Genomic DNA, 26,035 nt, shown 5'->3' with positions numbered 1-26,035 from the left:
GCCGTCAAGGACCCGCCCATGCGACCGTCAGGTGCTGCGAGCTGAACTCGACAGCTGACGGTGATGAAGGAAACAGAATGTTCTCCCGCACCAGGATGCCTTCCGCGGCCACAGCCCTGCTCGGTCTCGCGGCTTTGTTTTCTACACCTGCATCCGCCGCGGACGTGGTTCTGCGCTTCGGCTCGATCAACACCGAAAACACCGCGCCCTACGATCAGGTTCTGGTGCCGTTCGCAAAGGCGGTCGAGGAGGAGTCCGGCGGCCGCATTGAAGTGGCGCTGAAGCCGCTCGGCGGTTACGGCAAGCCGGCCGAACTGTTCACCATGGTCGAGAAGGGCGCCATCGAGATGGCCGCGACCGTGCAGGGTTACCATCCCGGCAGATTCCCGCAGTCGTCGGTGATGGAACTGCCCTTCATGTTCGAGAACTCGATCTCGGGCACTTCGGCGATGATGTCGCTCTACAAGGAAGGCCTGCTCGACAAGGACTACGCCTCGGTGAAGGTGCTCGGTCTCTACGTGCTGCCGCCCTATCCGATCTTCACTACCGGCAAGAAGATCCAGTCGGTGAAGGATTTCCGCGGCCTGCGCATGCGCACGCCCAGCACCACCGTCGGCGTCGCGCTCGCCAAGCTCGGGACGGTGCCGCTCGGCATTCCCCTCAACATGATCGGCGACACCATCGCCAGCGGCTACGTCGACGCCATCGCCTATGGCTGGGATTCCACGACCACGACCAAGGGCGCGGGCGGCAAGTATCTCGCCGATCAGCTGAAGGTCGTGATCGACGCGCGGCTGGCTGCGCCAGCGCTGATGATCGTCATGAACCGCGCCACGTGGGAAGCGATGCCCGACGATCTGAAGAAGATCGTCGAGAAACACTCTTCCGATATCGCGATGGGCAGCGCGCGCATCCGCGAGGCGCAGGAAGCTGTCACCAAGAAGAAGCTGCAGAGCGATCCGCGCTTTACCGCGCTGACCTTCAATGACGAGCAGCGCGCCGAGCTGCAGCGGGTCACCGCGCCGGCCGTGGCGGAATGGAAAGCCAACATGGCGAAGCTCGGCATCGACGGCGAGCGGCTCTACACGCGCGCCAGGGAATTGATCCAGCAATACAAGGTTGCCACCAAGTAATAACAAGCACTCAAGAATTGAGGAAACAGACCGTGACATCAGCTCGCAAACTCGGCATCCGGGCCAAGCTTTTCTTCGCTTTCGCCGCGGTATCGGGGACCACCGTCATCGCGGGCGCCGCCGCCTGGCTGATGTTCTCGCAGGTTCGCGATCTCTTCCATGGTGTCGCCGGTCGCAACATTCCGGAGATCGTCGAGACGCTGGGCCTGTAGACAGACACCCAGGCGCTGGCGGGTTCGGCGCCGACGTTGCTGGCGGCGAAATCGCAAGCACAGCGGCAGCAGGAAATGACCGCGCTGAAGGCGCGTCAGGATGGCATCGCGAAGCGGCTCGACGAGGTCGCCCGCACCCAATCCGATCGTGAAGCGATCGATCGGCTGAAGAAGCTGATTGCGGCGATGAACGGCAAGCTTGGCGCGCTGGACGGGGCGGTCGACGATCGCCTCAAGCTCAGCGCCCGTGGCGAGGAGATCGTGAAGGCGGCCCAGAATACCCAGACCAAGCTCAACGACGTGCTGCTGCCGGCCGGCGAAAAGGCCCAGGCCGACATCACCATGGTCTCCATGACTCTTGGCGGTGACGCCAATCAGTCCATGATGACACTGCTCAAGCTGGTTTCGACTCAGGTGCCAGTGTCGCAGGGCTTTGCCGACCTGGTCGGCTTCGTCAATCTGGCGTCGAGCCTTTTGGACCGCGCGGCGGTCGCGCCGAATGCCGAAAGCGTCACGGCGCTGGAGAAGAATTTCAAGGCGATGTCGGCGAAGGTCGAGGAGAAGCTCGATATCGTCAACACCCTGCAGCCGACCGAAGGCCTGCCCAAGGCGGGCGAAGCCTGGCTGAAGCTCGGCGCCGGCGAGACGATCTTCGAGATGCGCCGCAAGGAGCTCGCCGCCAGCCAGCTCGGGCAGAAGCTGCTGGACGAGACGCGCGGCCTGACTGATGAGCTCGCGAAGGAAGTCGCGGGCCAGGTCAAGGCCGTTACCAACAAGACCAAGGAAGCCACCGACCGTTCCGACGAGGCGATTAGTTTCGGCACCTTCGTGATGCTGATGATCGCAGCAATCAGCGTCGCCGGCGCCGCTTTGTTCGTCTGGTTCTATATCGGCCGCAATCTGGTGGCGCGGCTGGTCGGCCTGGAGAGTACCATGACGCGGCTTGCCGGCGGCGACCTCTCCGCCGAAGTCGACACCAAGCGCGGCGGCGACGAGATCGGCCAGATGGCGAAGGCGCTGTCGGTGTTCCGCGAAGGCATCGTCGAGGCCAATGCCGCCGCTGCCGAAAAGGCCGTCGAACAGGAGGCGAAGCAGCGACAGGCCGCGCTGATCGACCAGTTGACGCGCGAGTTCAACGATGGCGCGACCAGCGCACTGTCCGCGGTGTCTACCGCCGCCTCGCGCATGAAGGGATCGGCCGAGAAGATGTCCAAGGTCGCGGCGCAAGCCAAGCAACAGACCGGCGCCGTCGCGTCGGCCTCGGAGCAGGCGGCGGCGAACGTTCAGACAGTGGCCGCGGCGACCGAAGAGCTTTCGAGCTCAATATCAGAGATTTCCCGCCAGGTCGGCGAATCCACGCGGATCGCTGCCCAGGCCGTCGAGCAGGTGGCAAAGAGCGAAGTCACGGTCACCGAGCTTGCCAACGCGGCGAACCGCATCGGCGAAGTGGTCGGCCTGATCAACACGATTGCGGCGCAGACCAACCTGCTGGCGCTGAATGCGACCATCGAAGCGGCGCGCGCGGGCGAGTCCGGCAGGGGATTTGCCGTCGTCGCCTCCGAGGTCAAGAGCCTTGCCACGCAAACGGCGCGGGCCACCGAAGGCATCATCGCGCAGGTCTCCGCCATTCAGGGCTCAACCCAGGAGGCGGTGGATACCATCAAGGGCATCGGCCAGATCATCGACAAGATGTCGGAGATCGCAACGACAGTCGCGGCCGCCGTCGAGCAGCAGGGCGCCGCGACCGCGGAGATCGCACGCAACATCCAGCAGGCGGCCTCCGGAACGCAGAACGTCTCCGACAATATCGTCGGCGTCTCCACTGCCGCCAATGAGACCGGCGAAACCGCATCCGACGTTCTGCAATCCTCCGACGGCCTGGCGGCGGAATCGGAAGCGCTCAGCAACGAGGTCGGCCGCTTCCTGGCCCGCATCAAGGCCGCGTAAGCCGCCCCGGACAGCGTTCCCGGCGCCGTGTTTGGTTGTTGCCGTTCAGGGCTGATCCGCCGTCAGCCCGGCCGGGCCTGCGCCTCCAGGCTGCGGCTGTAGCGCGACATCGCAAAGCAGAACACGAAATAGATCAACCCTACGAACACGTAGACTTCGATGCTGAACGGTTGCCAGGCGGGATCGATGATCGAGGTCTTCGCCGTCGTCAGCAGGTCGAAAATGCCGATGATCAGCACCAGGCTGGTATCCTTGAAGAAGGCGATGAACGTGTTCACCAGCGGCGGGATGACGTGGCGGATCGCCTGCGGCAGGATGATCAGTCCGTTTTTCTTCCAGTAGGAAAGCCCGAGCGCGTCGGCGGCGTCGTGCTGCCCTCTCGGAATCGCCTGCAGCCCGCCGCGGACGACTTCGGCAAGATACGCGCCCGCGTACAGCACGAACGCGATCTGGGCCCGCAGCAATTTATCGATGTTGACGCCGTCGGGCATGAACAGCGGAAACATCACGCTGGCCATGAACAGCAGGCTGATCAAGGGGACGCCGCGGATCAGTTCGACATAGAGCACGCAGAGCGAGCGGATCGCGGGAAGTTTTGAGCGGCGGCCCAGCGCCACGACGATGCCGAGCGGAAAGCCGAAGGCGAGCCCGAACGTCGCGAGGATCAGCGTCACCGGCAGACCGCCCCAACGGTCCTGCGACACGTAGCTTAGTCCGGCGACGCCGCCCCACATCAGCACGCCGATCAGCATCAGTGCGGCCGCCCACACCGCCACCAGTTCCTTGCGCCACCAGCTCCGCCTGCTCGATACATAGAACAGTGCAATGAAGGTCAGGCACACCAGCGCCGGCCGCCATTGCTCGTTGAACGGATAGGTGCCGAACAGGATGAAACGGTATTTTTCGGGGATCACCGCCCAGCAGGCCCCGAGCCCGCGGATCGACCGGCAGGCGCCGGTCTGGTCGCCGGGCACCGACCAGATCGCATTCCAGTAGCCCCATTGCACGAGGCTCACCAGCGCCTTGCCGAGCAGCGCGATCAGGAGCAGGGAGATCACCGAGGACGTGACCGAGGCGAAAAGATTCGCGCGCAGCCAGTGGATGACGCGCCCGCCCGGAACCTTGCGCGATCGCGCGCTGCTGAACGGCAGCGGATTTTGCGGTGCGTCCGATATCGATGTCATGGGATCAGCGCTCCACCAGCGCGATGCGCCCATTGTACCAGTTCATGAACAGGCTGATGCCGAGGCTGATCGTGAGAAACACCATCATGATGAGCGCGATGGCCTCGATCGCCTGACCGGTCTGGTTCAGCGTCGTGTTGGCGATCGACACGACGTCCTGGTAGCCGACCGCAACCGCCAGCGAGGAATTCTTGGTGAGGTTCAGATACTGGCTCGTCATCGGCGGAATGATGACGCGCAACGCCTGCGGCAACACGATGCGCTGAAGTACAAAACTCCGGCGCAGGCCGAGCGCGTTGGCGGCGTCCCATTGTCCTTTGGGGACGGCCTGGATGCCGCTGCGGACGATCTCGGCGATGAAGGCCGATGTGTAGGTGACGAGCGCGATCAGCAGCGCGAAATATTCTGGCGCCAGCGTCAGCCCGCCGACGAAATTGAATCCGCGCAGCTCCGGCAGCGTGATGGTCCATGATGCGCCGAGCCCGAACGACACCAGCGACGGAAATGCGACGGCGAGCGCCAGCGCGTACGGCAAGAGCTGGCGCACGTTGCCGTCGGCCATCTGCCGCGCCATCAGTTGCTGCCGCAGCAGATAGAGCGCGATCAGCCCGGCGATGACAGCCGCGATCACCCAAAGATTTGCTTCCGCGATCGGGACGGATGGCAGCACCAGTCCCCGGTTGGAAAGAAACACGCCCTCGATCGGCTTCCATGCGCCACGCGCCGCCGGCAATCCCTGCATCAGCACGTACCAGAACAGCAGTTGCAGCAGCAGGGGAATGTCGCGCAGCAGTTCGACATAGACGGCGGCCAGCCGCGACAGCAGCCAGTTCGACGACAGCCGCGCGACGCCGACCAGTGTGCCTATCACGGTGGCCAGCACGATGCCGATGACAGCGACGCGCAGCGTATTGACGATGCCGACGATGAAGGCGCGGACGTAAGGGTCCTTCGGGCTGTAGGCGAGCCAGGTGTCGGCAATCGGCATCCCGGCTTCGCGGCCGAGAAAGGCGAAGCCTGTCGAGATCCGGCGTACCGAGAGATTGTGCAGGGCGTTCGACCACAGGAAGGCGACGATAGCGACCGCGATCCCGACCACCGCGACCTGCCAGAGAAGGCCGATGATCTGCTGGCGGTTCAGCGAGAAACGCAGCCGCCTGCGGCGTGGGAGGTCGGGCGTGGATGTCGTCACAGCACAAGGATCCTTCTGGCAACAGCGATCTTCGGCCATGCGTCCTCAGGGGGAACGCGTTTCAAATGTTGCACCAAAATAGGATATGTGCAACATATGTTTCATGGCGCAGCCGCAACCGAAGTCCTCGCCGCTCAGTGAACTGTGCAGTGCCCTGCCGTCGCTTCCGGCGCGGCTGCAGCATGTCGGGCGCTTCGTTGCCGCCAATGATTACGACGCCACCACGCGTTCGATGCGCGATCTGGCTGCCGAGGCCGGCGCCGATCCGGCTTCCTTCACGCGTCTGGCGAAGGCGTTGGGCTATTCCGGATGGGACGAGTTGCGCGCCGCGTTGACCGAGGCGCGCCGGCCGGCGCCGGCCCAGCCGTTTTCGGCCCGCACCCGCGCTGGCCGCAAAGGGCCGCACCCCGAAATATCGCTGGTCGCCGACAAGCTGGAAGCAGAGGCGGCAGGCCTTGCGCGCATTTCCACGGGTTCCGTGGCCGAAGCCGCCAAGGCCTTGCATGCCGCGCAGCGCATCTGGATCGCCGGGTTTCGAAGCTGCCGCAGCGTGGCCGAACTGCTCAATTATCAGCTTCGCCTGTTTCGCTCCGGCGAAGTGCAACTGGTCGGTGGCTCCGGACCGGAAGATCTCGACCTCGGCGCCTTCCAGCGCAGCGATGCGGTCGTGGTCATCGGCTTTGCGCCCTATTCCAGGGCCAGCGTGCTGTCGGCGCGCGCGGCGCATGATTCCGGCGCCACGCTGGTCGCGATTACGGACGCGATCAACGCGCCGATGGCGGAGGGCGCCGATCATCTGCTGCTCTATGAAGCCGCCGCATCACCTGGATTCTTCCCGAGCCTGACCGGCGCCATTGCGATTGCGCAATCGCTGGCCGCGGTCACCTTCGTGCTGGGCGGCGCGAGCGCAAGGCGGCGCCTCGAGGAGACCGAAGGCCGGCTGGCCGCGATGTCGCAGTATGTTGCCGAGAAGGATTGACCGTCATGAGCATCAGCAAGAGCCGGGTGCTGCATCGAAGCCTGCGTGAAACCCCTCCCAAGGCGATTGGCGGCGAGGGCGTCTGGCTGATTGGTGAGGATGGCCGCCGGATTCTGGATGCGTCCGGCGGCGCGGCCGTCTCCTGTTTGGGCCACCAGCACCCGCGCGTGATCGAGGCAATGTCCCGGCAGGCGTCGAAGCTCGCTTATGCCCATACCAGCTTCTTCTCATCGGAGCCGGCTGAATCGTTGGCCGACAATCTCGTCGGCCATGAGCCCGGCGGGTTGGGTTACGCTTACTTCGTCAGCGGCGGTTCGGAAGCGATCGAAGCCGGCCTCAAGCTGGCGCGGCAGTATTTTATCGAGACAGGCCAGCCGCAACGCAGGCACTTCATCGCGCGCCGACAGAGCTATCACGGCAATACGCTGGGTGCGCTGGCTGCCGGCGGCAACGCCTGGCGGCGCGCGCCCTATGCGCCGCTGTTGTCATCGGCCTTTAGCCATGTGACTCCGGCCTTCGCTTATCACGAAAAACAGGACAGCGAATCCGAAGTGGATTTTGTTGCCCGCCTTGCGGCCGAGCTTGAGGCGGAATTCCAACGTCTCGGCCCGGAGAACGTGGCGGCGTTCATCGCCGAGCCAGTCGTGGGCGCGACCGCCGGCTGCGTGCCGGCCCCGGAGGGATATTTCCGCGCCGTCCGCGATATCTGCGACCGGCACGGCATACTCCTCATCCTCGACGAGGTGATGTGCGGCATGGGCCGCACCGGCACGCGCCACGCCTGGGAGCAGGAAGGAATCGCGCCTGATATCCAGGCGATCGCCAAGGGGCTCGGCGGCGGTTATCAGCCGATCGGCGCCATGCTTGCGAGCGCGCGCATCGTCGATGCCATCCGCGATGGTTCGGGCGCGTTCCAGCACGGCCACACCTATCTGGCGCACCCGCTCGCCTGTGCCGCGGCGCTCGAGGTACAGCGGGTGATCGAGGACGAGCAATTGCTCGACAGGGTCAAGATTCTCGGCGCTCAACTCGAGCGGCGGCTGACCGAGCGTTTTGGCAATCACCGGCATGTCGGTGACATCAGGGGCCGTGGCCTGTTCCAGGCCATCGAACTCGTCGCCGACCGTGCCACCCGCGCGCCGTTCGATCCGGCGCTGAAATTGAACCAGCGCGTCAAGGCGGTCGCGTTCGAAGGCGGGCTCGGCTGTTATCCCGCGGGCGGATGCATGGATGGCCGCAGCGGCGATCACGTCCTGCTCGCGCCGCCCTATATCGCGACATCAGATGATATCGACATGATCGTCGACAGGCTGGGCCAGGCGGTCGACTTGGCCTTGAAGAGTGTGGGTCATTAGCAGGAGGAGCAGTATGAAGAGGATTTTGATCGCTACAGGCTTGCTCGCCGCGTCATACCTGACGGCGCAGGCCGCTACGCTGGACACCGTTAAACAGCGGCACGCTGGTGTGCGGCGTCAGCGCCGGCTTTGCCGGCTTCTCGACGCCGGACTCGCAAGGCAACTACAAGGGGCTCGACGTCGACTATTGCCGCGCCTTGGCGGCCGGCTTGCTCGGAGATGCCACAAAAGTGCGATACGTCGCGCTGACAGCGCAGAACCGCTTCACTGCCCTGCAATCGGGCGAGATCGACGTGCTCTATCGCAACTCGACCCAGACCTATCTGCGCGGCACGACGCTCGGGCTGCGTCAGGGCCCGGTCAATTTTTACGACGGCCAAGGCTTTATCGTGCGCGCCGACGCCGGCGTGAAGGACATCAAGGGCCTGAACGGCGCCACCGTGTGCGTTGCGCAGGGCACGACCCATGAGGTCACGCTCGGCGATTACGGCCGCGCCAACGGGATCGAATGGAAGCCGCTGGTGTTCGACCGCACCGACACCATGTACCAGACTTTTTTCGGCGGGCGCTGCGATGCCATGACCCAGGACGCATCGGCGCTGGCGGGCGCCGTGACCACGGCGGCCTCAAACCCCGCCGACTATGTCGTCCTCCCGCAAACCATCAGCAAGGAGCCGCTCGGGCCGTTCACCCGCAACGGCGACGAGGTGTGGACCGACATCATTGCCTGGCTGCATTACGGATTGATCGAGGCAGAAGAACTCGGCGTCACAGCCGGCAATGCCGACGAGATGGCGAAGTCCAGCAGCGTTCCGGCCATCCAGCGGCTGCTCGGCACCTCAGGCGATCTCGGATCGCGGCTCGGCCTCGACAACAAATGGATGCTGCAGGCAATCAAAGTGGGCGGCAATTACGGCGAGATTTTTGAGCGCAATGTCGGCAAGGCGAGCCCGCTGAAGCTCGATCGCGGCCTGAACGCGACCTGGAACAAGGGCGGCCTGATGTACGCCCTGCCGTTCAAATAATAATCACGCGGCGGCACGGGTTGACACCAGCCGCGCCGCAGCCAGACTGATCCGCATGCGCATCACCCTGGTCCACGCCCTGAAACATTCGATCGTGCCGATCGAAGCCTCGTTCGCCCGGCTTTGGCCGGACGCCCGCCTGATGAATCTGCTCGACGACAGCCTGTCGGCCGATCTGGCGCGGGATGGCGGGCTCACCGACCCCATGACCGAGCGCTTCCTCCGGCTCGGGCGCTACGCGGCCGGCACCGGATCGGATGCCATCCTGTTCACGTGTTCGGCCTTCGGCCCCTGCATCGAAGCGGTTGCCCGTGCGCACGCGCCGATGCCGGTGCTCAAGCCCAACGAAGCGATGATCGAGCAGGCCGTCGCAAAGGGCCGCAAGATCGGTTTATTGTCGACGTTTCCCCCGACATTGGCGTCGATGCCGCCGGAGTTTCCGTCGTCCATCGAACTCGTGCCGAAACTGGCGGAAGGCGCCATGGCGGCGCTCGATCGCGGCGACCGTGCGACGCATGATCGTCTGGTGGTCGAAGCTTCAAAAGATTTGCGCGATTGCGACCTGATCGCGTTGGCGCAATACAGCATGGCGCCCGCGGCAGAGCGGGTCGCCGAGGTAACCGGCCGGCCGGTGCTGACGACGCCCGACAGCGCGGTAATGAAATTGAAGGGAATGCTGAACGCCGGCCGCACTTAAGGCTCCAGGGCGTTGAGGGGAGCGCGATGACGCTGCGGTTCAGTCGGCGCGATACGTTGTTGCGAACGGCAGCTGTCGCGGCGGCAGGCCTGATATCAGGCGCAGCCGTTCCCGGCCTTGCGGCTCCGCTGCGCACATCGCCCCGCAACGAGGAAATCGACGCTATTTTGCAGGCGCGGGTCGATGCGGCGGACGTGCCGGGCGTTGTCGCCATGGCCGCAACCGAGCAGTCATTGATCTACCAGGGCGCATTCGGCGCGAGAAGCATGGGCACGGCGGCCAGGATGTCGGCCGATACGGTGTTCAGTATCGCGTCCATGACCAAATTGCTGACATCCGTCGCAGCACTGCAACTCGTCGAACGGGACAAACTCAAACTGGACGAACCGGTAGCAAGAATTGATCCGACGCTCGGGGCGCCTCAAGTTCTCCATGGCTTCGATGCGAAAGGGGCCCCGCAACTGCGCGCCGCGAGAAAACCCATCACACTACGCCATCTGTTGACGCATACATCCGGGCTTAGCTATCAGCTTTGGGACACGAACGCCGTTCGCTATGGCAAGGAGTCTCGCAACCATCCAGCGCTGCCGCGTACGCCGCTGATGTTTGACCCGGACACCAGGTGGGCCTATGGCGGCAGCCTCGACCGGGTCGGCCGGCTGGTAGAGATCATCAGTGGACAGAGCCTGGATCGTTATTTCCGTGATCACATCCTGGGTCCGCTCGGGATGAACGACACCACTTTCCCGCTTAACGAGAAGCAGCGCGCGCGGCAGGCAAGTCTGCATTTGCGCAAGGCGGACGGGACGCTTGTGCCGCAGCCTCTGGTGAGACGAGCCGAACCGAAAGTATTTTCCGGCGGCGGCGGCCTCTATTCCACCGCGCCGGATTATCTGACGTTGCTCCAGGCGCTGTTGAATGGCGGCGCACTTGCCGGAAACAGCATCCTGCAGCCGCAGACGGTGGCGCTGATGTCCACCAATCAGATCGGCAACCTCGATGCGGGAGTTCTCAAGACCACAAATCCGGCATTGTCCGGGAACGTCGATTTCTTCCCGGGAGTCCGGCTGCGGTGGGGGCTTGGCGATATGATCAACATCGATCCCGTCCCTGAGGGCCGCAGGGCAGGCAGCCTGACATGGGCCGGGCTCTACAATACCTACTATTGGATCGACCCGGCGTCGCGTATCGCAGGCGTGATCATGATGCAGATATTGCCGTTCGCCGACCAGCGCGCGCTTAAAGCCTATCGCCTGTTCGAGCGCGGCATTTACCGCGCCCATGGGGCTGCCTGAGCCCGGCGCCGCTTCAATCGTCCTTTTTCTTGGCGGGCTTTTTCGCAGCCTTCGCAGCCGCCGCGGCTTCCTCGGCGGCGTTCCGGATCGCCCGGGCGTAGCTATCGGCGGTGTTTTGTGCCGAATTCTGCAGCCGCTTGGCTGCGGCCGCGCCAAGCTCCATCGTGCTCTTGGCGATCAGCCGGAACTGGTTCCGGGTCTCCTTGTCCTTGGCCTTGGCCGCGCGGGCCATGATCTGGTCGCGGCGCTTCTTGACGGCGGCCATCAGGCTCTTGTTCTGCGCTTTTGCGATTTGCCGGATGAAAATGTCGAGGTCGGCTTCAGCCATTATGGGTCACTCTTGGCGCGCCATGCGATTCCGCACGGTGCGGGGATCAACGGCGCGTCTTGTTGGAAGGATGGGCGCCATTGTGTCGCCGCGGCGCGGTCATTTCAAGCGTCGATTCTCGCGATCGGACGCTGCGGACCATCTGCGCAACCCGCTAACAATCGATTAACGTTGTGTTGGTACGAGTCTTCAACCAACAGGAAGGCAAGCCGCATGCGTAACCTCACCGTCTATCAGCGTTTTGCGATGATCATTGCGGCGCTGACGATCGTGCTGTTTGCCGTCTCCGCCTTGCAGATCCTGGTGCTGCGCGATGCGACGCTCGACGAGCGGCGCACCACGGTTCGCGGTTTCGTCGAAGCGGCGACGAAAATTCTCGTTCACTATGAAGGCGAGGCCAAGGCCGGCAGGATCGAGCCGGACAAGGCCCGCCAGATGGCCTACGCCGCGATCAGTTCCATGCGCTGGGGCGAATATTCGGACTATATCGGCGTCTACGGGACGGGCAGCTCGGATGCGGGTGTCACTTACGTCCATGCCAACCCCAAATACATCAACGTCAACCGTTGGGACTTCAAGGACAAGAGCGGCAAGCTGCTGATCCAGGACATCGTGCGGACCGCGCGCGCCGGGGGTGGCTTTGTCGAATATCTGGCGCCGCGGTCGGCCGGTGGCGACGAACTTCGCAAGCTCTCTTATGTCGGAGCCTTTGGCACGGGCGACAAGGCTCTCGCGCTTCAGGCCGGCGCCTATGTCGACGATATCGACGCCGTGGTGTTTCGCCGGATGATCTGGGCCGGGATCGCCGGGCTGGGCGGGCTGGTCGTCGCGGCATTCGCGGCCTTCTGGCTTGGCCGCGGCGTGGTGGGCCCGCTCAACAGAACCTGCGCGGTGATGGACGAACTGGTCAGGGGCAATCTTGCGGTCGACGTTCCGTTTGTCGACCAGACCAACGAGGTCGGCCGGATTGCGCGAAGCCTGCAGATCTTCAAGGATCATCTGGTCGAAACGACGCGGCTGCGCACCGAGCAGGAAGCGATGAAAGTCCGTTCCGCCGAGGAGCGGCGGACGGATTTGTCCCGCATCGCGGACGACTTCGAGCGCAGCATCGGCGGGGTGATCCGGGGCACCACCACCGCCGCCGACGAGCTGCAGAATTCGGCTTCGTCGATGTCCACGATCGCAGTGGGGACGACGGATCAGAGCGCCAGGGTGGCGGCCGCGGCCGAGCAGACCGCATCGAACGTTCAGACCGTTGCGGCGTCGGCGGAAGAGCTGTCGTCCTCGATCCACGAGATCTCGCGGCAGGTCACGCAATCCTCGTCCATTGCCCAGAACGCGGTCGGGCAGGCCGGCCGGACCGAGGCCATGGTCGGACGCCTGGTCGAGGCTTCCCAAAAGATCGGCGAGGTCATGGCGCTGATCCAGACCATCGCGGGTCAGACCAACCTTTTGGCCCTGAACGCAACCATCGAGGCCGCGCGGGCCGGCGACGCCGGCAGAGGGTTTGCCGTCGTGGCCAACGAGGTCAAGGCGCTGTCGTCGCAAACCGCCAAGGCCACCGAAGAAATCACCAGCCAGATTCAGGCCATACGCGACGCGACCGGCTCGACGGTCGACGCCATCCGCGAAATCGGCACCACGATCGGGCAGATGAACGAAATCACCGGCTCCATTGCCGCTGCGGTCGAAGAGCAGGGCGCTGCGACCAACGAGATTGCCCGCAGCGTGCAGCAGGCGGCACAAGGCGCCCAGGAGGTGATGCAAAACATCACGGGCGTGCGTGAAGCGTCGGGCAAGGTCAACGCTGCCGCAACCCTCGTCTTGAAGGCAGCAGCCCAGCTCACCTCGCAATCCGAGCAGCTCGAGAGCGAAACCGGCAAATTCCTCGGCAACATCCGCGCCGCCTGACGGGCAGGCTCAAGCTTCCTCGTCATGGCCGGGCACAGCCGTCCGAAAGGACGGCGTCGCTTCCGCTCGCCTATGTCCCGGCCATGACGAACAGTCGTGACCGCCTTCTGCGTTCAATTCAGCCGCGCACCGATCCCGGTCAGCACGCGAAAATCCGGCTTCGACTGAACGCCGTTGTGTTCGTTGAGGATAGGCACGCCGACGGAGACAAAGCCCGAGAAGCGATCGAAGCCCACGCGCACGCCGGGCGAGATATAGACCGTGGTGCCGCCGGAATTGGGATCCGGAATGCCGGCGATCCGCTGCTTGTCGTGCCACTCGCCATTGAGCTCGAGCACGAGGTCGAGCGTGTAGGGCGTCTTCATCATGTCGCTGTGGTCGTGATTGGCGTGATAGAGGCAATGCTCCTGCAACTGGTTGCGGGGCTGCATGCAGTATTCGTGCAATTCCGTCTCTTTCGACGAGCCGGTGGCGCCAACAAGGCGGTAGGAGACGGCGGTGCCGAACAGGAAGCGGTCGCCGAGATTGGTGTTCTGCGTGCCGGTGCTGATCAGATAATACAGCCCGCTCACGTCGAACGACCAGCGGCCCGTGCGCTTGGTGAAGGCGGCGCCGAACAGTCCGTCCCACGAGCCCGAGCCCGGCTGAAACTCGGCTTCGAACAGATTGCCGAAATTGTCGCGCTGGCTGGTGCTGCCGGTCGGCGCCTTGAAGCCGAACAGCACGGCGGCTGACGTTCCGTTCGCCGCGTTGTTGTGGAAGCGGTATTGCCCGAGCATGGTCACGTCGCCGAAGCCCGCCGAATTGCCGCGCCGGTTGACGCCGTCGGGGCTCATCAGGCTGCTCATGTCGTTCGTATTCATGATGCCCATATGGCCGCCGCTCAGCATGTCTTCCCCGGGTTCGCGGATATCCGAGCGGCGGACGCCGGCGGCGCGAACGCCAACGGTGAAGTCATTGGTGATGCCGTAGGCGACCGAAAGCGAGACGGCGTCGATCGAGCGGATCGAATGCGCGTGGTTGCCTTTGCTCGCTGCGGCGATCAGGTCGGCGTCGCTGAGCTGGCCCAGGCGGATGAATTCGTAGCGGACCGAAGCGGCGATCAGTCCTTCGGAAAGCGTGTCGGCCGAGATGGTGTTGATGGGGCCGCCGCTACCGGTATTGCCGCCGCCGCCGGGATGATGTGCTTCTGCAGGTAGTGCGAGAAAAAACATGACGGATGAAAAAATGCCGGCCGTGGGCCGCTTCAGATACGCACACACATACGCCCCCATTCACTGATGTCCGACGATTAGCCATCGCAATCAGGCGCGAGATTGACTGGATCGTGCGAGAAGCGCGGCTGGCTGGCGACGGAAGGGAAGCGGAAAAGCGAAGGCGTCCTCGCGAGCGCGGCGTCGATGTGGCTGTCGCGTGGTGAGCGAATGGCGAAGAGGCGCGGCTCGATTTCCGGTTGTGTGTCTGATTTTCTTCGCGCCGCGATGCGGCGGCCGCAATCACGTCCGGCGGGAGCCGTAATCGCGGCGAGCACCGGCCGTAATCGCGTCCGATTGTTTCTCTACATGCGTCAGCTGTCCAGCGCGTATCGGAGTAGGACATTATGACAACCATCGTTAGAGATATCTTTGTGTTTATTTCAGCGGCTATTTTCGTCGCAGCCGCTGTGCTCATTACGAGCGGGGCCGGCGCGCACGAATTCAAGGTCGGGGCCCTCGATATCGGTCACCCCTGGTCGCGCCCGACCCCGAAAGACGCCAACATCGCGGGGGGCTATCTCACCATCACCAACAAGGGCAAGACCGCGGATCGCCTGATCGGCGGCGCCTCGCCCGCGGCGGGCCAGATCGAGGTGCACGAGGTGGTCGATGTCGACGGCATGGCGAAAACGCGCCCGCTCGAGAATGGCATCGAGATCAAGCCCGGCAAAACCATAGAGCTCAAGCCCGGCGCGCTTCGTATCGTCCTGCTCGGCCTCAAGGAGCCCTTTCAGCTCGGCCAGAAGATCAAGGGCACGCTGGTGTTCGAGAAGGCCGGGCCGGTCGAGATCGTCTACAACGTCGAGGAAAATCCCGGAGCCGCCGTCAGCGGCGTCGCGGGTGCACAGCACAAGCATCACTAGACTGTGGCTTCGCGGGCTCTGCCCGAGATTGGTCTCGAACGCATCATTCACCAGCGGGGATTCTGACCAGTGTCCAGTTCGAACCAGACGTCAGCGGCCACCGCAGCCAGCCTGCCATCATCACCGCAACAAAAACGAACGGCATGGCCGTTCGTGGCCACGCTGGTGTGCGCATCACTTCTCGGCGTCGGACTGGCATACTGCGCCCGCACGATGCTGCCCGCATGGGCACTTGATAGCGGCTTCCTGACGAACGTCGTCTGTTCGAGCGGGAATTCTCCGACCTCGCCCCAGGCGGCGCGCACAGGCGATTGAAGCGGCCGGGCTTCCGTTCTCCGAAGAGTTGCGTCGTGTCCACCCGTAAGGATGCGCCGTCAACAGTTCGGAAACCACAGGTTCTCTCTTCGCGCCCCGCTAACGAATCGAAAATCGTTGTGCCGCAAATTCGTCCCCGGGAAAGAAAGGGAGATCCGAACATGCGCAGCCTGGCCATCATGGAAAACGTTCGCCGGTACCGCACCATCGCGTCGTTGTACCGCCAAACCGCGGCCTTCCGGCCGCTTCACAGCTGCTCCCTTCTGGCGCAAGCCAGGGAATGGGAGCATCGCGCCGTAGCCGAACTGGAAGCCTACTATGAGGCCTTCTGTTCCGCGGCCTCCGGCAATACCTCGATCCACTCCGCAAGCTACGCCGCGTGAGCTGACGGCGGGTGCCCCGAACGGGGTGCGCCTGGAATTCATTAAGAATTGCGGCGGCGTGGGGTGAGGCCAACGGGCCATTTGCGTGCTTCCGCTGCCAGGGTCGATGGCCAGCGGCCGGGGCGCAAGCCGCCTGAGTGCTGCGAGCCGGGCCCCCATTCTACTTTGCATGGGGTTGTTTTCGATATTTTGGGTCTGGGCACCTGCGACGTGTCCGGGACTGACCGTTCCTGGATCAGGCAGACCGGGCGATTTCAGAAAATCCTTAAAAAAGCGACGACGCGCCATCGCCATAGAGGAGCATCGCTGCCTCGCCGTGCCGCCATGATGTCGGCGCTTGCCGCCCTTCCAATTACCGGTGCTGCGACAGCATACGAACTTGTGCTACGCCTCCTGGAAGTCTTCGGAGAGCTCGCGTTCAGGCGGCATTTCAGAACGCAACCCTCCGTAGTCTGAAGCGGCAAACGCAGGACTCGATCGATGCTTCTGGCAATTGAGCAGGGAAACACCAACAGCCTGTTCGCGGTTCACGACGGCGACCATTGGATCGCCCAATGGCGGTCGGCGACCGAGCCCAGCCGGACAGCCGATGAATACGCAGTGTGGCTGTCGCAGCTGATGGCGATGCACAAACTCGAGCTCGGGCTTTTGAAGGCCTGCGTGATATCGAGTGTGGTGCCGCAGTCGATCTTCAATCTGCGAAATCTGTCGCGTCGCTATCTGCACGTCGAGCCGCTGATTATCGGTGAGAATGTCGAGCTGGGCATCCAGGTGCGGACCAGCAAGCCTTCGGAAGTTGGGTCGGACCGTCTGGTCAATGCGCTCGGCGCGCTCAAGCTCTATTCCGGTCCCTTGATCATTGTCGACAGCGGGACCGCCATCACGCTGGACGTGATCGGGAGCGATGGCGGCTTCGAGGGAGGCGTGATCGCGCCGGGCGTCCATCTGTCGATGGAGGCCCTGCATGCCGCTGCCGCGAAGCTTCCCAGGATTGCGCTGCAAAAGCCGCGACGGGTGGTCGGCGACGATACGGTCAGCGCCATGCAGTCCGGCATTTTCTGGGGTCACGTTGCGCTCATCGAGGGTATGATCGAACGCATCAAGGCCGAGCGGAACGAAGCGATGACAGTCGTCGCAACCGGCGGTATCGCGTCGTTGTTCCACGGCGCCACCAAGGCGATCGATCACTTCGATCCCGACCTGACGATTCGCGGCCTTCTGGAGATCTACCGGCGCAATGCGACAACAGCGCATCAGGTTCGCGGCCTGACCGGGGATATCAATCCTTAAGCAGCTTTCTCCAGCCGGGCTTCCGGCTTCAGACCACATGATAAACCCGCTCCATCCAATTCTTTCGGGAGATCGTTATGAGCATTGAAGTCGAATGGGCACGCATGACCGCTCCGGATCTGCGCGAGATCGCCGCACGCAAAGGGGCTCTGGCGATCCTGCCCGCCGGCTCGCTGGAGCAGCATGGTCCGCATCTGCCTGTCATCACCGATACCGCCAGCGCCAGCGCGGCGTCGATTGCGGCCGCCCGGTTGGTGGCCGAGGGGCCGGATCCAGTGCCGGTCGCGGTGCTGCCCGGCCTGTGGCTGGGTTTGAGCGAGCATCATTTGCCGTTTGGCGGCACGATCAGCGTCGACTACGCCGCCTATCGCGCGATCCTCGAAAGCATCGTGCGATCGCTTCGCGCATTGGGCTTTGCCCGCCTGCTGATCGTCAACGGCCACGGCGGCAATATCGACCCTCTTGCCGTGGCATCGCGCGAACTGGCGGTGGCATATGATTTTCCGATCGTGGCCACGACGCCGTGGTTCCTGGCGCCGGCAAAGATCGCGGCCATCTTCGAGTCCGACACCGCGCCGAAGCACGCGTGCGAGGGCGAGACCTCGGTCATGATGGCGATCGCGAAAGATAGTGTGAAGGCGCACAAGCTGGACGAGGCGATGCAGCAGGCTCCCGCTCCCGTCCACGCGCCGGCGGGCTTCTCCCGGTTCTACTCATTCTCGGAACGCGCGCCGGTCACCGGCACCTGGGGAGACCCGCGAACCGCCACCGCCGAAAAGGGCGCACGTTTCCTCGCCGTGCAGGCAGAGGCCTTGGCCGAAGCGATCCGCGACACGGTGCTATGGTCGCGCCCGGATCCGGTCTGGCGGCCGGGCCGCGGGCAGGAGACGACGGCTGGCAAGGCGGAGTGACGACGACACGGCTCATGCGCTCGCCCAACGGGTCGATCAGAAAGAACTACGCATCACGGGCTCGAAAGCATGCTTCTGCGCACACTGGTCGCCGCATTAAGTGCAAAAATCGCGGGTTTTGGCGTGCCCAGTTCTGTACCGAACTGGCGCACCCGACACGATTCGAACGTGTGACCTTTGCCTTCGGAGGGCAACGCTCTATCCAGCTGAGCTACGGGTGCTTCGCCGCCTCATTTAGCCGATTGGCCGGGCAGGGGCAACGGCCCTTCTCGGGGTCGGGGAGACGAAGGTGGTAGGATGAACCGCGTTCCCCATGCAAAATTCCGATCCGTTTGCGCCAATTGGTGCTAGTCTTGCCGCGTTGATCTTCTCGCCATCGATGGGGACGTCCGATGTATAAGAAGGTTCTTCTCGCCTATGACGGTTCGGTCGAGGGGCGGCGCGCATTGCGGGAGGGCGCAAAGCTCGCACAACTCTGCCGTTCCGAGGTCTTTTTGCTCGCCGTCGTCGAGGTTTCCTCGATCATGACGCCGGAGGCCGGGCTCACGATCCCGATCGAGCTGCAAACCGAGGACTACAAGGCCATCCTGAACGAGGGGTGCGAACGGCTGAAGGCTGTGGGCTTTACGCCGACCGCGCGGCTCGAGGTCGGCGATGCCGGGCAGAAAATCGCCGAGGTGGCCGAGGAAATCGGCGCGCATCTCGTCGTCGTCGGCCACCGCCCGCAGGGGACGCTGGCGCGGTGGTTCGGCTCGATCGGCAGCTATCTGGTCAAGCGCCTGCGCTGCAGCGTGCTGGTGGCCCAGACCGAGATCAGCGACGCCGAGTTCGAACGGCTGAAGCCGGCGGAAACGACAGCCTCGGGATAAGTCCAAGGCTGACTTCCAGGCCGCCTTGGGCTGATCCGAACCTAGTTCGTGGGAACGATGACCTTGCCGATCGGCCACAGCGCGATGCCGGCAAGTTTCAGGTGCGCCCAGGCAAAGGGAATGCCGATGATGGTCACGGCCAGCACCACGGCCGTGATGAGATGCCCGAGCGCCAGCCACCATCCCGCCAGCACCAGCCAGATGATGTTGCCGATCACCCCGAGCGGCCCGGTGCCGATATCCTCCTGGCCGGTATAGGCGTCGCGGGAGATCGCGGTGAAGCCGAACGGGAACAGGGTATAGGCCGCGATGTTGAACGCGGCGCGCGCCCAGGGAATCCCGATAATCGTGATCGCCATGACGACGGCGGCAACCAGCCAGCCGAACGCCATCCATGCGCCGCCGAGAACGATCCAGATGATATTGAGCAGCAGTGAAACCGGTGACATGGTCGAAACTCTAACTTGCCGTGCGCGCGATTGAAATCAAAAACGCCTTGCAACCGGAACCCGATTGCCCCTCGCTTCGCAACCGTTAAACTCGTCGGCCGAACGATCCGGCAACACGCGTCGACAGGGAGAAACGTTCATGCGTCCGCTTGAATTCGGCTGGTATCTGCCCACGCATGGCGACACCACCGCCTATGGCCTGATGGATGCGCAGATTCCGGGCTCGCCCGAACTGTGCGACCGCGTGGTGCAGGCGGCGGAAGCGGCCGGTTTTGAGTATCTCCTGATCCCGGTCGGCTCGGTGTGCTGGGAAGCCTGGATCACCGGCGCGTTCATGGCGGCACGTTCGTCCACCATCAAGCCGCTGATTGCGGCGCGGCCGGGCTACATCAATCCGGTGCTGCTGGCGAAGATGATCTCGACCTTCGACCAGATGTCGGGCGGGCGGATATGCATCAATCTGATCGCCGGCCAGAACGAGAGCGAGGTCGAAGGCGAGGGCGTGCGCTATCCGAAGGAAGCGCGTTACGAACTGATGGAGGAGGAAGTCTCGATCCTGAAGGCGCTGTGGACGACGCACGGCCCGGTGAACTTCGAAGGAAAATTTCACAAACTTTCTGGCGCGCATATCAAGCCGCGCCCGTTCCAGCAGCCGTTTCCAAAATTCTATCTCGGCGGCGGCTCGCGCCAGGCCTGGGAATTGTCGGCCAAACATTCCGACGTGCATTTGTTCTGGGGCGACCTGCCGGAAAAGATCGCCTCGAATATGGCCGAGATCAGACAGATGGCGCGCGCGCACGGCCGCGAAAATGACATCGGCTTCGGCATGCGGCTGCAGGTGATTTGCCGCGAGAACGAAGCGGACGCCTGGGAAGCCGCCGATCAACTGGTGCGCCACGGCACCGAGCGGCAGAAGCAGGAAATCCAGACACTTTACAACAAGTCGGAAGCGAACCTGCGCGTGCAGCAGCTTGCCCGCGAGCATGGCGACTTGCTGTTGCCGCATCTGTGGACCGGCATCACAAAAGTCCGCCCCGGCGCCGGCATTGCCGTGGTCGGCAATCCCGTCCAGTGCGCAGAGACGCTGCAGCAATTCATCGATGCCGGCTGCCATTCCTTCTGCCTGTCCGGCTATCTGCATGACGAGGAAGCCGAGCGCTTCGGCCAACTGATTCGGCCCATTCTGGCCGAGAAAAATCGCGGCCGGTGGACGGCGTAGAGCCGGAGACAGATGCGGCGGTCATGCTGCAGTGCATCCGCAAGCCCGTTTCACGTGGTGTTGCTGCGCTGCGCCTAGCGGCGGCCTTTATATCGCTCGCGGCGGTGATGGCGCGGGGCTAGAGTTGGACGGTTTCAACCGGGTGCCGCCAAATGAGTGGATCGAGTTCGGTACTTGCGTGGAGCTCCGCCCTGGAGGAGTTCGCGCTGTTTCGAACGCTGAGTGCCGAACAGCGGCTGAAGGTTCTCAACGCCTTGGTCCGCCAGGATCTGGTGCGCGGGCAGTTGCTTGTCGCACAAGGCGGTCCGTCGGATTCGTTTTTCCTGGTGCTGCATGGTGCGCTCGCGGTGCGCAAGACCGGCTATAGCGAGCCGATCGCCGAGCTTCGGGCCGGCGAACTGGTGGGCGAGATCGGCTTCTTCGCCGATGTGCCGCGCACGGCTGATGTGATCGCCATCCGCGACACCAGCGTGCTGGCATTGACGCGTCCGGCCTACCAGAAGCTTGTCGAGGAAGCCCCCGCCATCGTCGAGGCGCTGCTCGCAGCGCTGGCGCGGCGGTTCGCCAAGGAGACCGCGCGCATCGCGCCATTCCCCAGCTCGCCGAAGGCGCGAACGGTGGCGCTGATCGACGGCGGACTGGAGCCGCTGCCGGGCGCTTTCGATCGCCGGATGCGCGAGGGGCTCGCCGCGATCGATGCCGAGATTATCGACTCCGCCCGCCTCCAGGCGATGTTTCCCGGGCGCGCACTCGATGCACACGACGTCACCGAATGGCTCAACAGGCTCGAACACACCGCGCCGCTGGTGGTTTATCTCGGTGGCCGCGACGCTTCGCCCTGGGCGCGCAAGGCCATCCGTCAGGCCGACATGGTCGTGTTCGCGTGCCGCGGTGACGCACCTGCCGCCGCATTGACCGAGATCGAGGCCTTTGCCTGCGAGGTTCATTCCGTTTCGGCCAGACGTCTCGTCCGTGTTCATGACCATCGAAGCGGCGAGGTCTCTGGCACCACGGCCTGGCTGACCCGGCTGCCGGCCTTCATGCATCACCATGTCGCCCTCGAAGACCAGATCGATATCGACAGCCTTGTCCGCTTTCTGTGCGGCCGGGCGGTCGGCTTCGTTGCCGCCGGCGGCGGCAGTTTTGGGACCGCGCATGTCGGAATCTACAAGGCCTTTCGCGAACGCGGCGTGATGTTCGATATCTTTGTCGGCACCAGCGTTGGCTCCGCCATGGTGGCCGGCTTTGCCAAAAATCTCGAAGCCGAGCATCTCGAGCGCGGCACGCACGAGATCTTCGTCAGAAGCCGAAGTTTTCGGCGGCCGACCTGGCCGCGCTATTCGCTGCTGGATCACAAGGCATTCGATCGCGCGCTGGCCGATCAATACGGCCCCGACTGCAGGATCGAGGATTGCTGGCGGCCGTTTGCGGCCGTCGCGACCAATCTTTCGACCCACAATCTCGAACTGATCCGCACCGGGCCGCTCTGGCAGGCGGTGCGCGCATCGAGCGCGATCCCCGGGCTATTGCCGCCGTTCTACACACCGGAGGGGGCGATGCTGGTCGATGGATGTCTCATCGACAACGTGCCCTTGGCGTCGATGCACCAGCTCAAGAGCGGTCCCAATCTGGTGGTGCATTTCGGCGAGCCGGCGGCGGAGATGTTCGACGTCGATTATGCATCGCTGCCGGGACGGCTCGAGCTGATCGCCGCCATGCTGACGCCGTTCCGCAAGAAGCTGCTGCCCGCCGCACCCAGCGCAGTGAACGTGCTGTGGCGAAGCCTCGTGGCGCATCAGCGCTACGATACGCTGCCGGTCGGGCCGTTCGATACGGTGATGCGGCCGCCGTCTCCGGACGGGGTCGACGTGACGGATTTCGATCGTCACACGGAAATCTTTGACGCGTCCTACCGCTGGGCCCAGGAGGCCATCGCGGCGCTGGAGGCCGGCGGCAGTTCGGCGATCGAAGCCATTCTCGATACCGGCGCGCTGAACCGGCGTCAGGCGACGGCGGTCGCAGCTTCCGATCGCGCGCCCAGCAATCGCCTCGCCTCGGCCGCCGGCTTCGGCGCGCTGAACAGATAGCCCTGCATCTGGGTGCAGCCGAGCTGGCGCAGCATGTCGCGCTGCTGCTCGGTCTCGACGCCTTCCGCGGTGGTGGTCATGTGGCGGGCTGCGGCGATGTTCACCACCGCCTGCACGATCGCGGCCGAGCCGTCGACCTCGATGTCGCTGATGAAGCAGCGGTCGATCTTGATCTTGTCGAACGGGAACCGCTTCAGATAGCTCAACGAGGAGAAGCCGGTGCCGAAATCGTCGAGCGCGATGCGCACGCCGATGCCGCGGAGCTGATGCAGGATCGCCAGCGCGCTTTCGTCGTCGTGGATCAGCACCGCCTCGGTAATTTCGATCTCGAGCCGGTCGGGCGGCAGGCCGGAGGCGGCAAGCGCGCCGGTGATCCGAAGCGCCAGCGTCGGCGACTTCAGCTGGATCGGAGAAACGTTGACGGCGAGCCTGACCCGCGACGGCCAGCTGGCCGCCTCGGTGCAGGCGGTCTGCATGACCCAGTCGCCGAGTTCATTGATCAGGCCGGTGTCCTCGGCGACCGGAATGAATTCCACGGGCGAGATCATGCCGCGTTCGGGATGACGCCAGCGCAACAGCGCTTCGCAGCCCGTCACCTCGCCGCTCGCGAGATCGAGCAACGGCTGATAGTGGATTTCGAAGGCGCCGTCGGCCAGCGCCTGCCGCAGATCCTGCTCCATGGTGAGCCGCGCCTTGGCGCGGGCATCCATGGCAGGCTCGAAGAAGCGATGGACGCGGCGTCCCTCGGCCTTGGCGGCGTACATCGCGAGGTCGGCGTGCTTGATCAGCTGGTCGAGCTCGGTGCCGTCTTCCGGCGCCAGCGCGATGCCGATGCTGGCGTCGGTCGAGAGGTGATGACCGAGGCATTGATAAGGCCGGCGTATCGCCTCGTAAATGCGGGTCACGAATTCCTCGACCTCGGCGCGGCCGCCGACAGCGGTCTGGATCACCGCAAATTCGTCGCCGCCAAGGCGGGCGATGAGATCACCCGGCTTGGTGCAATTCTTCAGGCTGGCGGCGACCGCCTTCAAAAGCTCATCGCCGACATGGTGTCCAAGCGAATCGTTGATGCCCTTGAATTCGTCGATGTCGATATAGAGCAGCGCGAATTGTTGGCCGCTGGCGGCCTTGCGAAGCTCGCGCTCGATCTGCTCGCGGAACAGCACCCGGTTCGGAAGGTCGGTCAGCGCGTCGAAATGCGCCAGATGCGCGATCTTGTCGTTGGCCAACCGGCGCTCGGTGACGTCGTCGACGACGTTGATGATGTAGCGCGCCTGACCCGCCGCATTGCGGATTCCGAGCCGCCTGGAGGTGATGTAGCGCGGCCCCATCCCCGGGGTTTCCCAGATGTGCTCGTCCTTGAACAGGCCGTCGGGAGATTGCAGCGTTTTCTCCTCGTCGGCCGCGATGATTTCGGCCGCGGCTTTCGGGAAGATGTCGGAGGTCGTCTTGCCGACGATCAGGTCGCGCGAAATGCCGAACTGGGCTTCGGCCACGCGGTTGACCAGCAGATAGCGCCGGTCGTGCACATCCTTCACGGTGATTTGCGAGGGGATGTGATCGATGATCTGGCTCAGGAAGGCGTAGTTGCGGTCGCGCTCCTGTTCGAGATTGCGCCGTTCGGTGATGTCTTCCATGGTGGCGACCCAGCCGCCATCCGCGAGCGGCCTGCTGACGGCCAGGAAGGCGCGCCCGTCCCGGCACTGCATGACGCTGTGGGTGACCTGACCGCGCGCGACGTTTCGCATGACAAGGGAGCAGAATGCATCGACGTCGCCGTCGAACGATCCGTTGTCCTTGCGATGCTGCATCAGGTCACGGAAGAGGCAGCCCGGTTTCACGATGTCGGTCGACAGGTCGTGCATTTCGATATAGCGCCGGTTGCAGGTGACGAGGCGCGTCGAGGCGTCGAACGTCACCAGTCCCTGGATCATGTTGTTCAGCGCGGTGTCGAGCCGGCTTCGTTCTGCTTCCAGCCGCTGCTGCGCATCGCGGTTCTGCCGGGCGATCTGCCTGATGATCACGAACAGGATCATGGCGATCACCGCTGCCGCCAGCGTTGCCGCGGCGACGAGGAAGCGGGTTTGCTCGCGCCAGTCGGCAAGCGCGGCGGTAACGGTGTTGGTCGCGACCACGACGCCCGAGTAGTGGTTGAGCGGAGCTGCAGATCCCAGCCTGTCCGTCTGGTCGATCGGGCTTTGGACGCGCAGCGTCTGCCGGCCGCCGCGCTCCCGGACCTGCTGCAGCAGCGGCGCCTTTGCGAAATTCTGGCCGACCAGGTCGTCAACCTGCGGATAGCGCGCCAGCAGGGTGCCGTCGGCATGGAACATCGAGATCGCGGCGCCGGTTCCGAGCGCCACGGAAGCAAAGAATTTTTCGTAGTTGGCGGGGTTGATGCGCCGTGTCATCACGCCCAGGAAGACGCCGTCTTCGCCGCGCAATCGGTGGGCGATGACGGAATTCAGATTGCCGTTGATATAGCTGCGAACCGACTCGGTCAGAATGGACGGCGATCGCGCATCGAATTTGAAGTTCTTGAAATAGCCCCGGTCGGAAATGTTGAGGCGTGGCGCCGGCAGCGGTCGCGACCAGTTGATCAGGTCACCGTTGGAATCGAAGATGGAGATGTCGCCAAGATAGGACAGGACGCCGGCCTTGGACCTCAGAATCTCGTGGGCTTCGGAGCCTCCGACGTGTTTCCGGAAGTCCTTCTCCGAGGCGATACCGGAAATTTGCAGCCGGGTGATCACGTCGTCGGCGAGCGTGTCGGAATCCTCGAACTGCTGGTCGAAGTGACGGGCAAGCAGGAGGACGGTATTCTCGAGCTCGCGTTCGCTGTTGAGAAGCGCGCGTTCGCGGAATTCAGCGGTCATCATGATGGTGCCGGCGAAAATCGCCGCGACCAGCAGGCCGCCGCAAAGGGTGAGCCACAACACCGGCCCCCGGATGGTCGCGGCAAGATGCCGGCCGGTGGCTGCGGTTCGGGCTCTCAAGCCGTGCAGGTGGTCGAACAGACCGCGCATTCTCCCTTCTCCCGGGAACATGCATACGATGGGCAGATGTCATAAGCGGTTAGGAAAGCCGGTTACCTAAGGCTTAATCGGGTGTCCTTTCGGGGCGCGATCGCGCGGAAGA

Annotated in this window: 22 protein-coding genes, 1 tRNA gene and 1 pseudogene; 16 read left to right on the top strand and 8 right to left on the bottom strand. The window is 63.9% G+C overall.

The genetic code is table 11. The features are described 5' to 3' along the window. The first annotated feature begins 77 nt into the window (after nt 1–77). The 3 genes from dctP (at nt 78) to ACPPVP_RS42480 (ending at nt 3,292) form a co-directional block, all read left to right on the top strand. Nucleotides 78–1,133: a TRAP transporter substrate-binding protein DctP gene (gene dctP, locus ACPPVP_RS42490; RefSeq protein WP_426530055.1), complete on the top strand. Its 1,056-nt coding sequence runs from the start codon at nt 78–80 to the stop codon at nt 1,131–1,133. A gap of 32 nt (nt 1,134–1,165) precedes the next feature. Further along, nucleotides 1,166–1,345: a hypothetical protein gene (locus tag ACPPVP_RS42485; RefSeq protein WP_426530053.1), complete on the top strand. Its 180-nt coding sequence runs from the start codon at nt 1,166–1,168 to the stop codon at nt 1,343–1,345. 75 nt (nt 1,346–1,420) lie between these two features. Beyond that, a complete protein-coding gene (locus ACPPVP_RS42480) occupies nt 1,421–3,292 on the top strand; it encodes a methyl-accepting chemotaxis protein (protein WP_426530051.1) in 1,872 nt (623 codons plus the stop codon). A gap of 62 nt (nt 3,293–3,354) precedes the next feature. On the opposite strand, the gene ACPPVP_RS42475 is transcribed toward ACPPVP_RS42480, so the two are convergent. Both ACPPVP_RS42475 and ACPPVP_RS42470 read right to left on the bottom strand, forming a co-directional pair. After that, nucleotides 3,355–4,476 carry an amino acid ABC transporter permease gene (locus ACPPVP_RS42475; RefSeq protein ID WP_426530049.1) on the bottom strand — a complete coding sequence of 374 codons (1,122 nt, stop codon included), beginning with the start codon at nt 4,474–4,476 and terminating at the stop codon, nt 3,355–3,357. Between the two features lie 4 nt (nt 4,477–4,480). Next, on the bottom strand, nt 4,481–5,668 hold the full coding sequence (locus ACPPVP_RS42470; RefSeq protein ID WP_426530047.1) for an amino acid ABC transporter permease: 1,188 nt from the start codon (nt 5,666–5,668) through the stop codon (nt 4,481–4,483). 103 nt (nt 5,669–5,771) lie between these two features. Here ACPPVP_RS42470 and ACPPVP_RS42465 point away from each other — a divergent pair, with 103 nt between their 5' ends. The 5 genes and pseudogenes from ACPPVP_RS42465 to ACPPVP_RS42445 all read left to right on the top strand — a co-directional run bounded on the left by ACPPVP_RS42465 (nt 5,772) and on the right by ACPPVP_RS42445 (nt 11,019). Further along, nucleotides 5,772–6,647 carry a MurR/RpiR family transcriptional regulator gene (locus ACPPVP_RS42465; protein WP_426530045.1) on the top strand — a complete coding sequence of 292 codons (876 nt, stop codon included), beginning with the start codon at nt 5,772–5,774 and terminating at the stop codon, nt 6,645–6,647. A 5-nt stretch (nt 6,648–6,652) separates the two neighbouring features. Continuing rightward, the gene (locus ACPPVP_RS42460; RefSeq protein WP_426530043.1) at nt 6,653–8,002 is read left to right on the top strand and encodes an aspartate aminotransferase family protein; all 1,350 of its coding nucleotides are present in this window, start codon (nt 6,653–6,655) and stop codon (nt 8,000–8,002) included. Nucleotides 8,003–8,015: 13 nt separating this feature from the next. After that, a pseudogene (locus ACPPVP_RS42455) lies at nt 8,016–9,027 on the top strand (amino acid ABC transporter substrate-binding protein). Between the two features lie 55 nt (nt 9,028–9,082). Further along, a complete protein-coding gene (locus ACPPVP_RS42450; RefSeq protein ID WP_426530041.1) occupies nt 9,083–9,724 on the top strand; it encodes an aspartate/glutamate racemase family protein in 642 nt (213 codons plus the stop codon). A 26-nt stretch (nt 9,725–9,750) separates the two neighbouring features. Continuing rightward, nucleotides 9,751–11,019, top strand: a complete 1,269-nt coding sequence (locus ACPPVP_RS42445; RefSeq protein ID WP_426530039.1) for a serine hydrolase domain-containing protein — start codon at nt 9,751–9,753, stop codon at nt 11,017–11,019. Nucleotides 11,020–11,032: 13 nt separating this feature from the next. On the opposite strand, the gene ACPPVP_RS42440 is transcribed toward ACPPVP_RS42445, so the two are convergent. After that, nucleotides 11,033–11,347 (bottom strand): hypothetical protein, encoded by a 315-nt coding sequence (locus ACPPVP_RS42440; protein WP_426530037.1) that lies wholly within the window; start codon nt 11,345–11,347, stop codon nt 11,033–11,035. Nucleotides 11,348–11,560: 213 nt separating this feature from the next. Here ACPPVP_RS42440 and ACPPVP_RS42435 point away from each other — a divergent pair, with 213 nt between their 5' ends. Beyond that, on the top strand, nt 11,561–13,258 hold the full coding sequence (locus tag ACPPVP_RS42435; protein ID WP_426530035.1) for a methyl-accepting chemotaxis protein: 1,698 nt from the start codon (nt 11,561–11,563) through the stop codon (nt 13,256–13,258). Nucleotides 13,259–13,371: 113 nt separating this feature from the next. Here the strand turns inward: ACPPVP_RS42435 and ACPPVP_RS42430 are convergent, their stop codons facing one another. Together ACPPVP_RS42430 and ACPPVP_RS42425 are read right to left on the bottom strand one after the other, a co-directional pair. Next, a complete protein-coding gene (locus tag ACPPVP_RS42430; protein ID WP_426530033.1) occupies nt 13,372–14,520 on the bottom strand; it encodes a transporter in 1,149 nt (382 codons plus the stop codon). A gap of 29 nt (nt 14,521–14,549) precedes the next feature. After that, complete coding sequence (locus ACPPVP_RS42425) at nt 14,550–14,789, bottom strand: hypothetical protein (protein WP_426530031.1); 240 nt, start codon at nt 14,787–14,789, stop codon at nt 14,550–14,552. A gap of 69 nt (nt 14,790–14,858) precedes the next feature. On the opposite strand from ACPPVP_RS42425, the gene ACPPVP_RS42420 reads away from it, so the two are divergent. The 4 genes from ACPPVP_RS42420 to ACPPVP_RS42405 all read left to right on the top strand — a co-directional run bounded on the left by ACPPVP_RS42420 (nt 14,859) and on the right by ACPPVP_RS42405 (nt 18,276). Then, nucleotides 14,859–15,377, top strand: coding sequence for a copper chaperone PCu(A)C (locus ACPPVP_RS42420; RefSeq protein ID WP_426530029.1), 519 nt, complete (start codon nt 14,859–14,861; stop codon nt 15,375–15,377). A 476-nt stretch (nt 15,378–15,853) separates the two neighbouring features. Next, the gene (locus tag ACPPVP_RS42415) at nt 15,854–16,075 is read left to right on the top strand and encodes a hypothetical protein (RefSeq protein ID WP_426530027.1); all 222 of its coding nucleotides are present in this window, start codon (nt 15,854–15,856) and stop codon (nt 16,073–16,075) included. A gap of 480 nt (nt 16,076–16,555) precedes the next feature. Then, entirely contained in the window at nt 16,556–17,365 is an 810-nt protein-coding gene (locus tag ACPPVP_RS42410) for a type III pantothenate kinase (protein WP_426530025.1), read from the top strand. A 77-nt stretch (nt 17,366–17,442) separates the two neighbouring features. Next, nucleotides 17,443–18,276: a creatininase family protein gene (locus ACPPVP_RS42405; RefSeq protein ID WP_426530023.1), complete on the top strand. Its 834-nt coding sequence runs from the start codon at nt 17,443–17,445 to the stop codon at nt 18,274–18,276. A gap of 144 nt (nt 18,277–18,420) precedes the next feature. On the opposite strand, the gene ACPPVP_RS42400 is transcribed toward ACPPVP_RS42405, so the two are convergent. Beyond that, nucleotides 18,421–18,497 (bottom strand) — tRNA-Arg (locus tag ACPPVP_RS42400). 171 nt (nt 18,498–18,668) lie between these two features. On the opposite strand from ACPPVP_RS42400, the gene ACPPVP_RS42395 reads away from it, so the two are divergent. Further along, nucleotides 18,669–19,145, top strand: a complete 477-nt coding sequence (locus ACPPVP_RS42395; RefSeq protein WP_426530021.1) for a universal stress protein — start codon at nt 18,669–18,671, stop codon at nt 19,143–19,145. A gap of 41 nt (nt 19,146–19,186) precedes the next feature. Here ACPPVP_RS42395 and ACPPVP_RS42390 read toward each other — a convergent pair whose 3' ends face one another. Continuing rightward, on the bottom strand, nt 19,187–19,594 hold the full coding sequence (locus ACPPVP_RS42390; protein WP_426530019.1) for a YccF domain-containing protein: 408 nt from the start codon (nt 19,592–19,594) through the stop codon (nt 19,187–19,189). A gap of 139 nt (nt 19,595–19,733) precedes the next feature. On the opposite strand from ACPPVP_RS42390, the gene ACPPVP_RS42385 reads away from it, so the two are divergent. Next, nucleotides 19,734–20,813: an LLM class flavin-dependent oxidoreductase gene (locus tag ACPPVP_RS42385; protein ID WP_426530017.1), complete on the top strand. Its 1,080-nt coding sequence runs from the start codon at nt 19,734–19,736 to the stop codon at nt 20,811–20,813. A gap of 152 nt (nt 20,814–20,965) precedes the next feature. Beyond that, entirely contained in the window at nt 20,966–22,900 is a 1,935-nt protein-coding gene (locus tag ACPPVP_RS42380; RefSeq protein ID WP_426530015.1) for a patatin-like phospholipase family protein, read from the top strand. Here the strand turns inward: ACPPVP_RS42380 and ACPPVP_RS42375 are convergent. After that, nucleotides 22,816–25,923, bottom strand: coding sequence for a bifunctional diguanylate cyclase/phosphodiesterase (locus ACPPVP_RS42375; protein ID WP_426530013.1), 3,108 nt, complete (start codon nt 25,921–25,923; stop codon nt 22,816–22,818). The two genes, ACPPVP_RS42380 and ACPPVP_RS42375, sit on opposite strands and share 85 nt — an antisense overlap. Nucleotides 25,924–26,035: the final 112 nt, after the last annotated feature.

It is taken from the genome of Bradyrhizobium sp. McL0615, assembly GCF_049993905.1.
In the GTDB taxonomy this organism is placed as follows: Bacteria; Pseudomonadota; Alphaproteobacteria; order Rhizobiales; family Xanthobacteraceae; genus Bradyrhizobium.
This window is presented reverse-complemented; position numbering and strand designations above follow the sequence as displayed.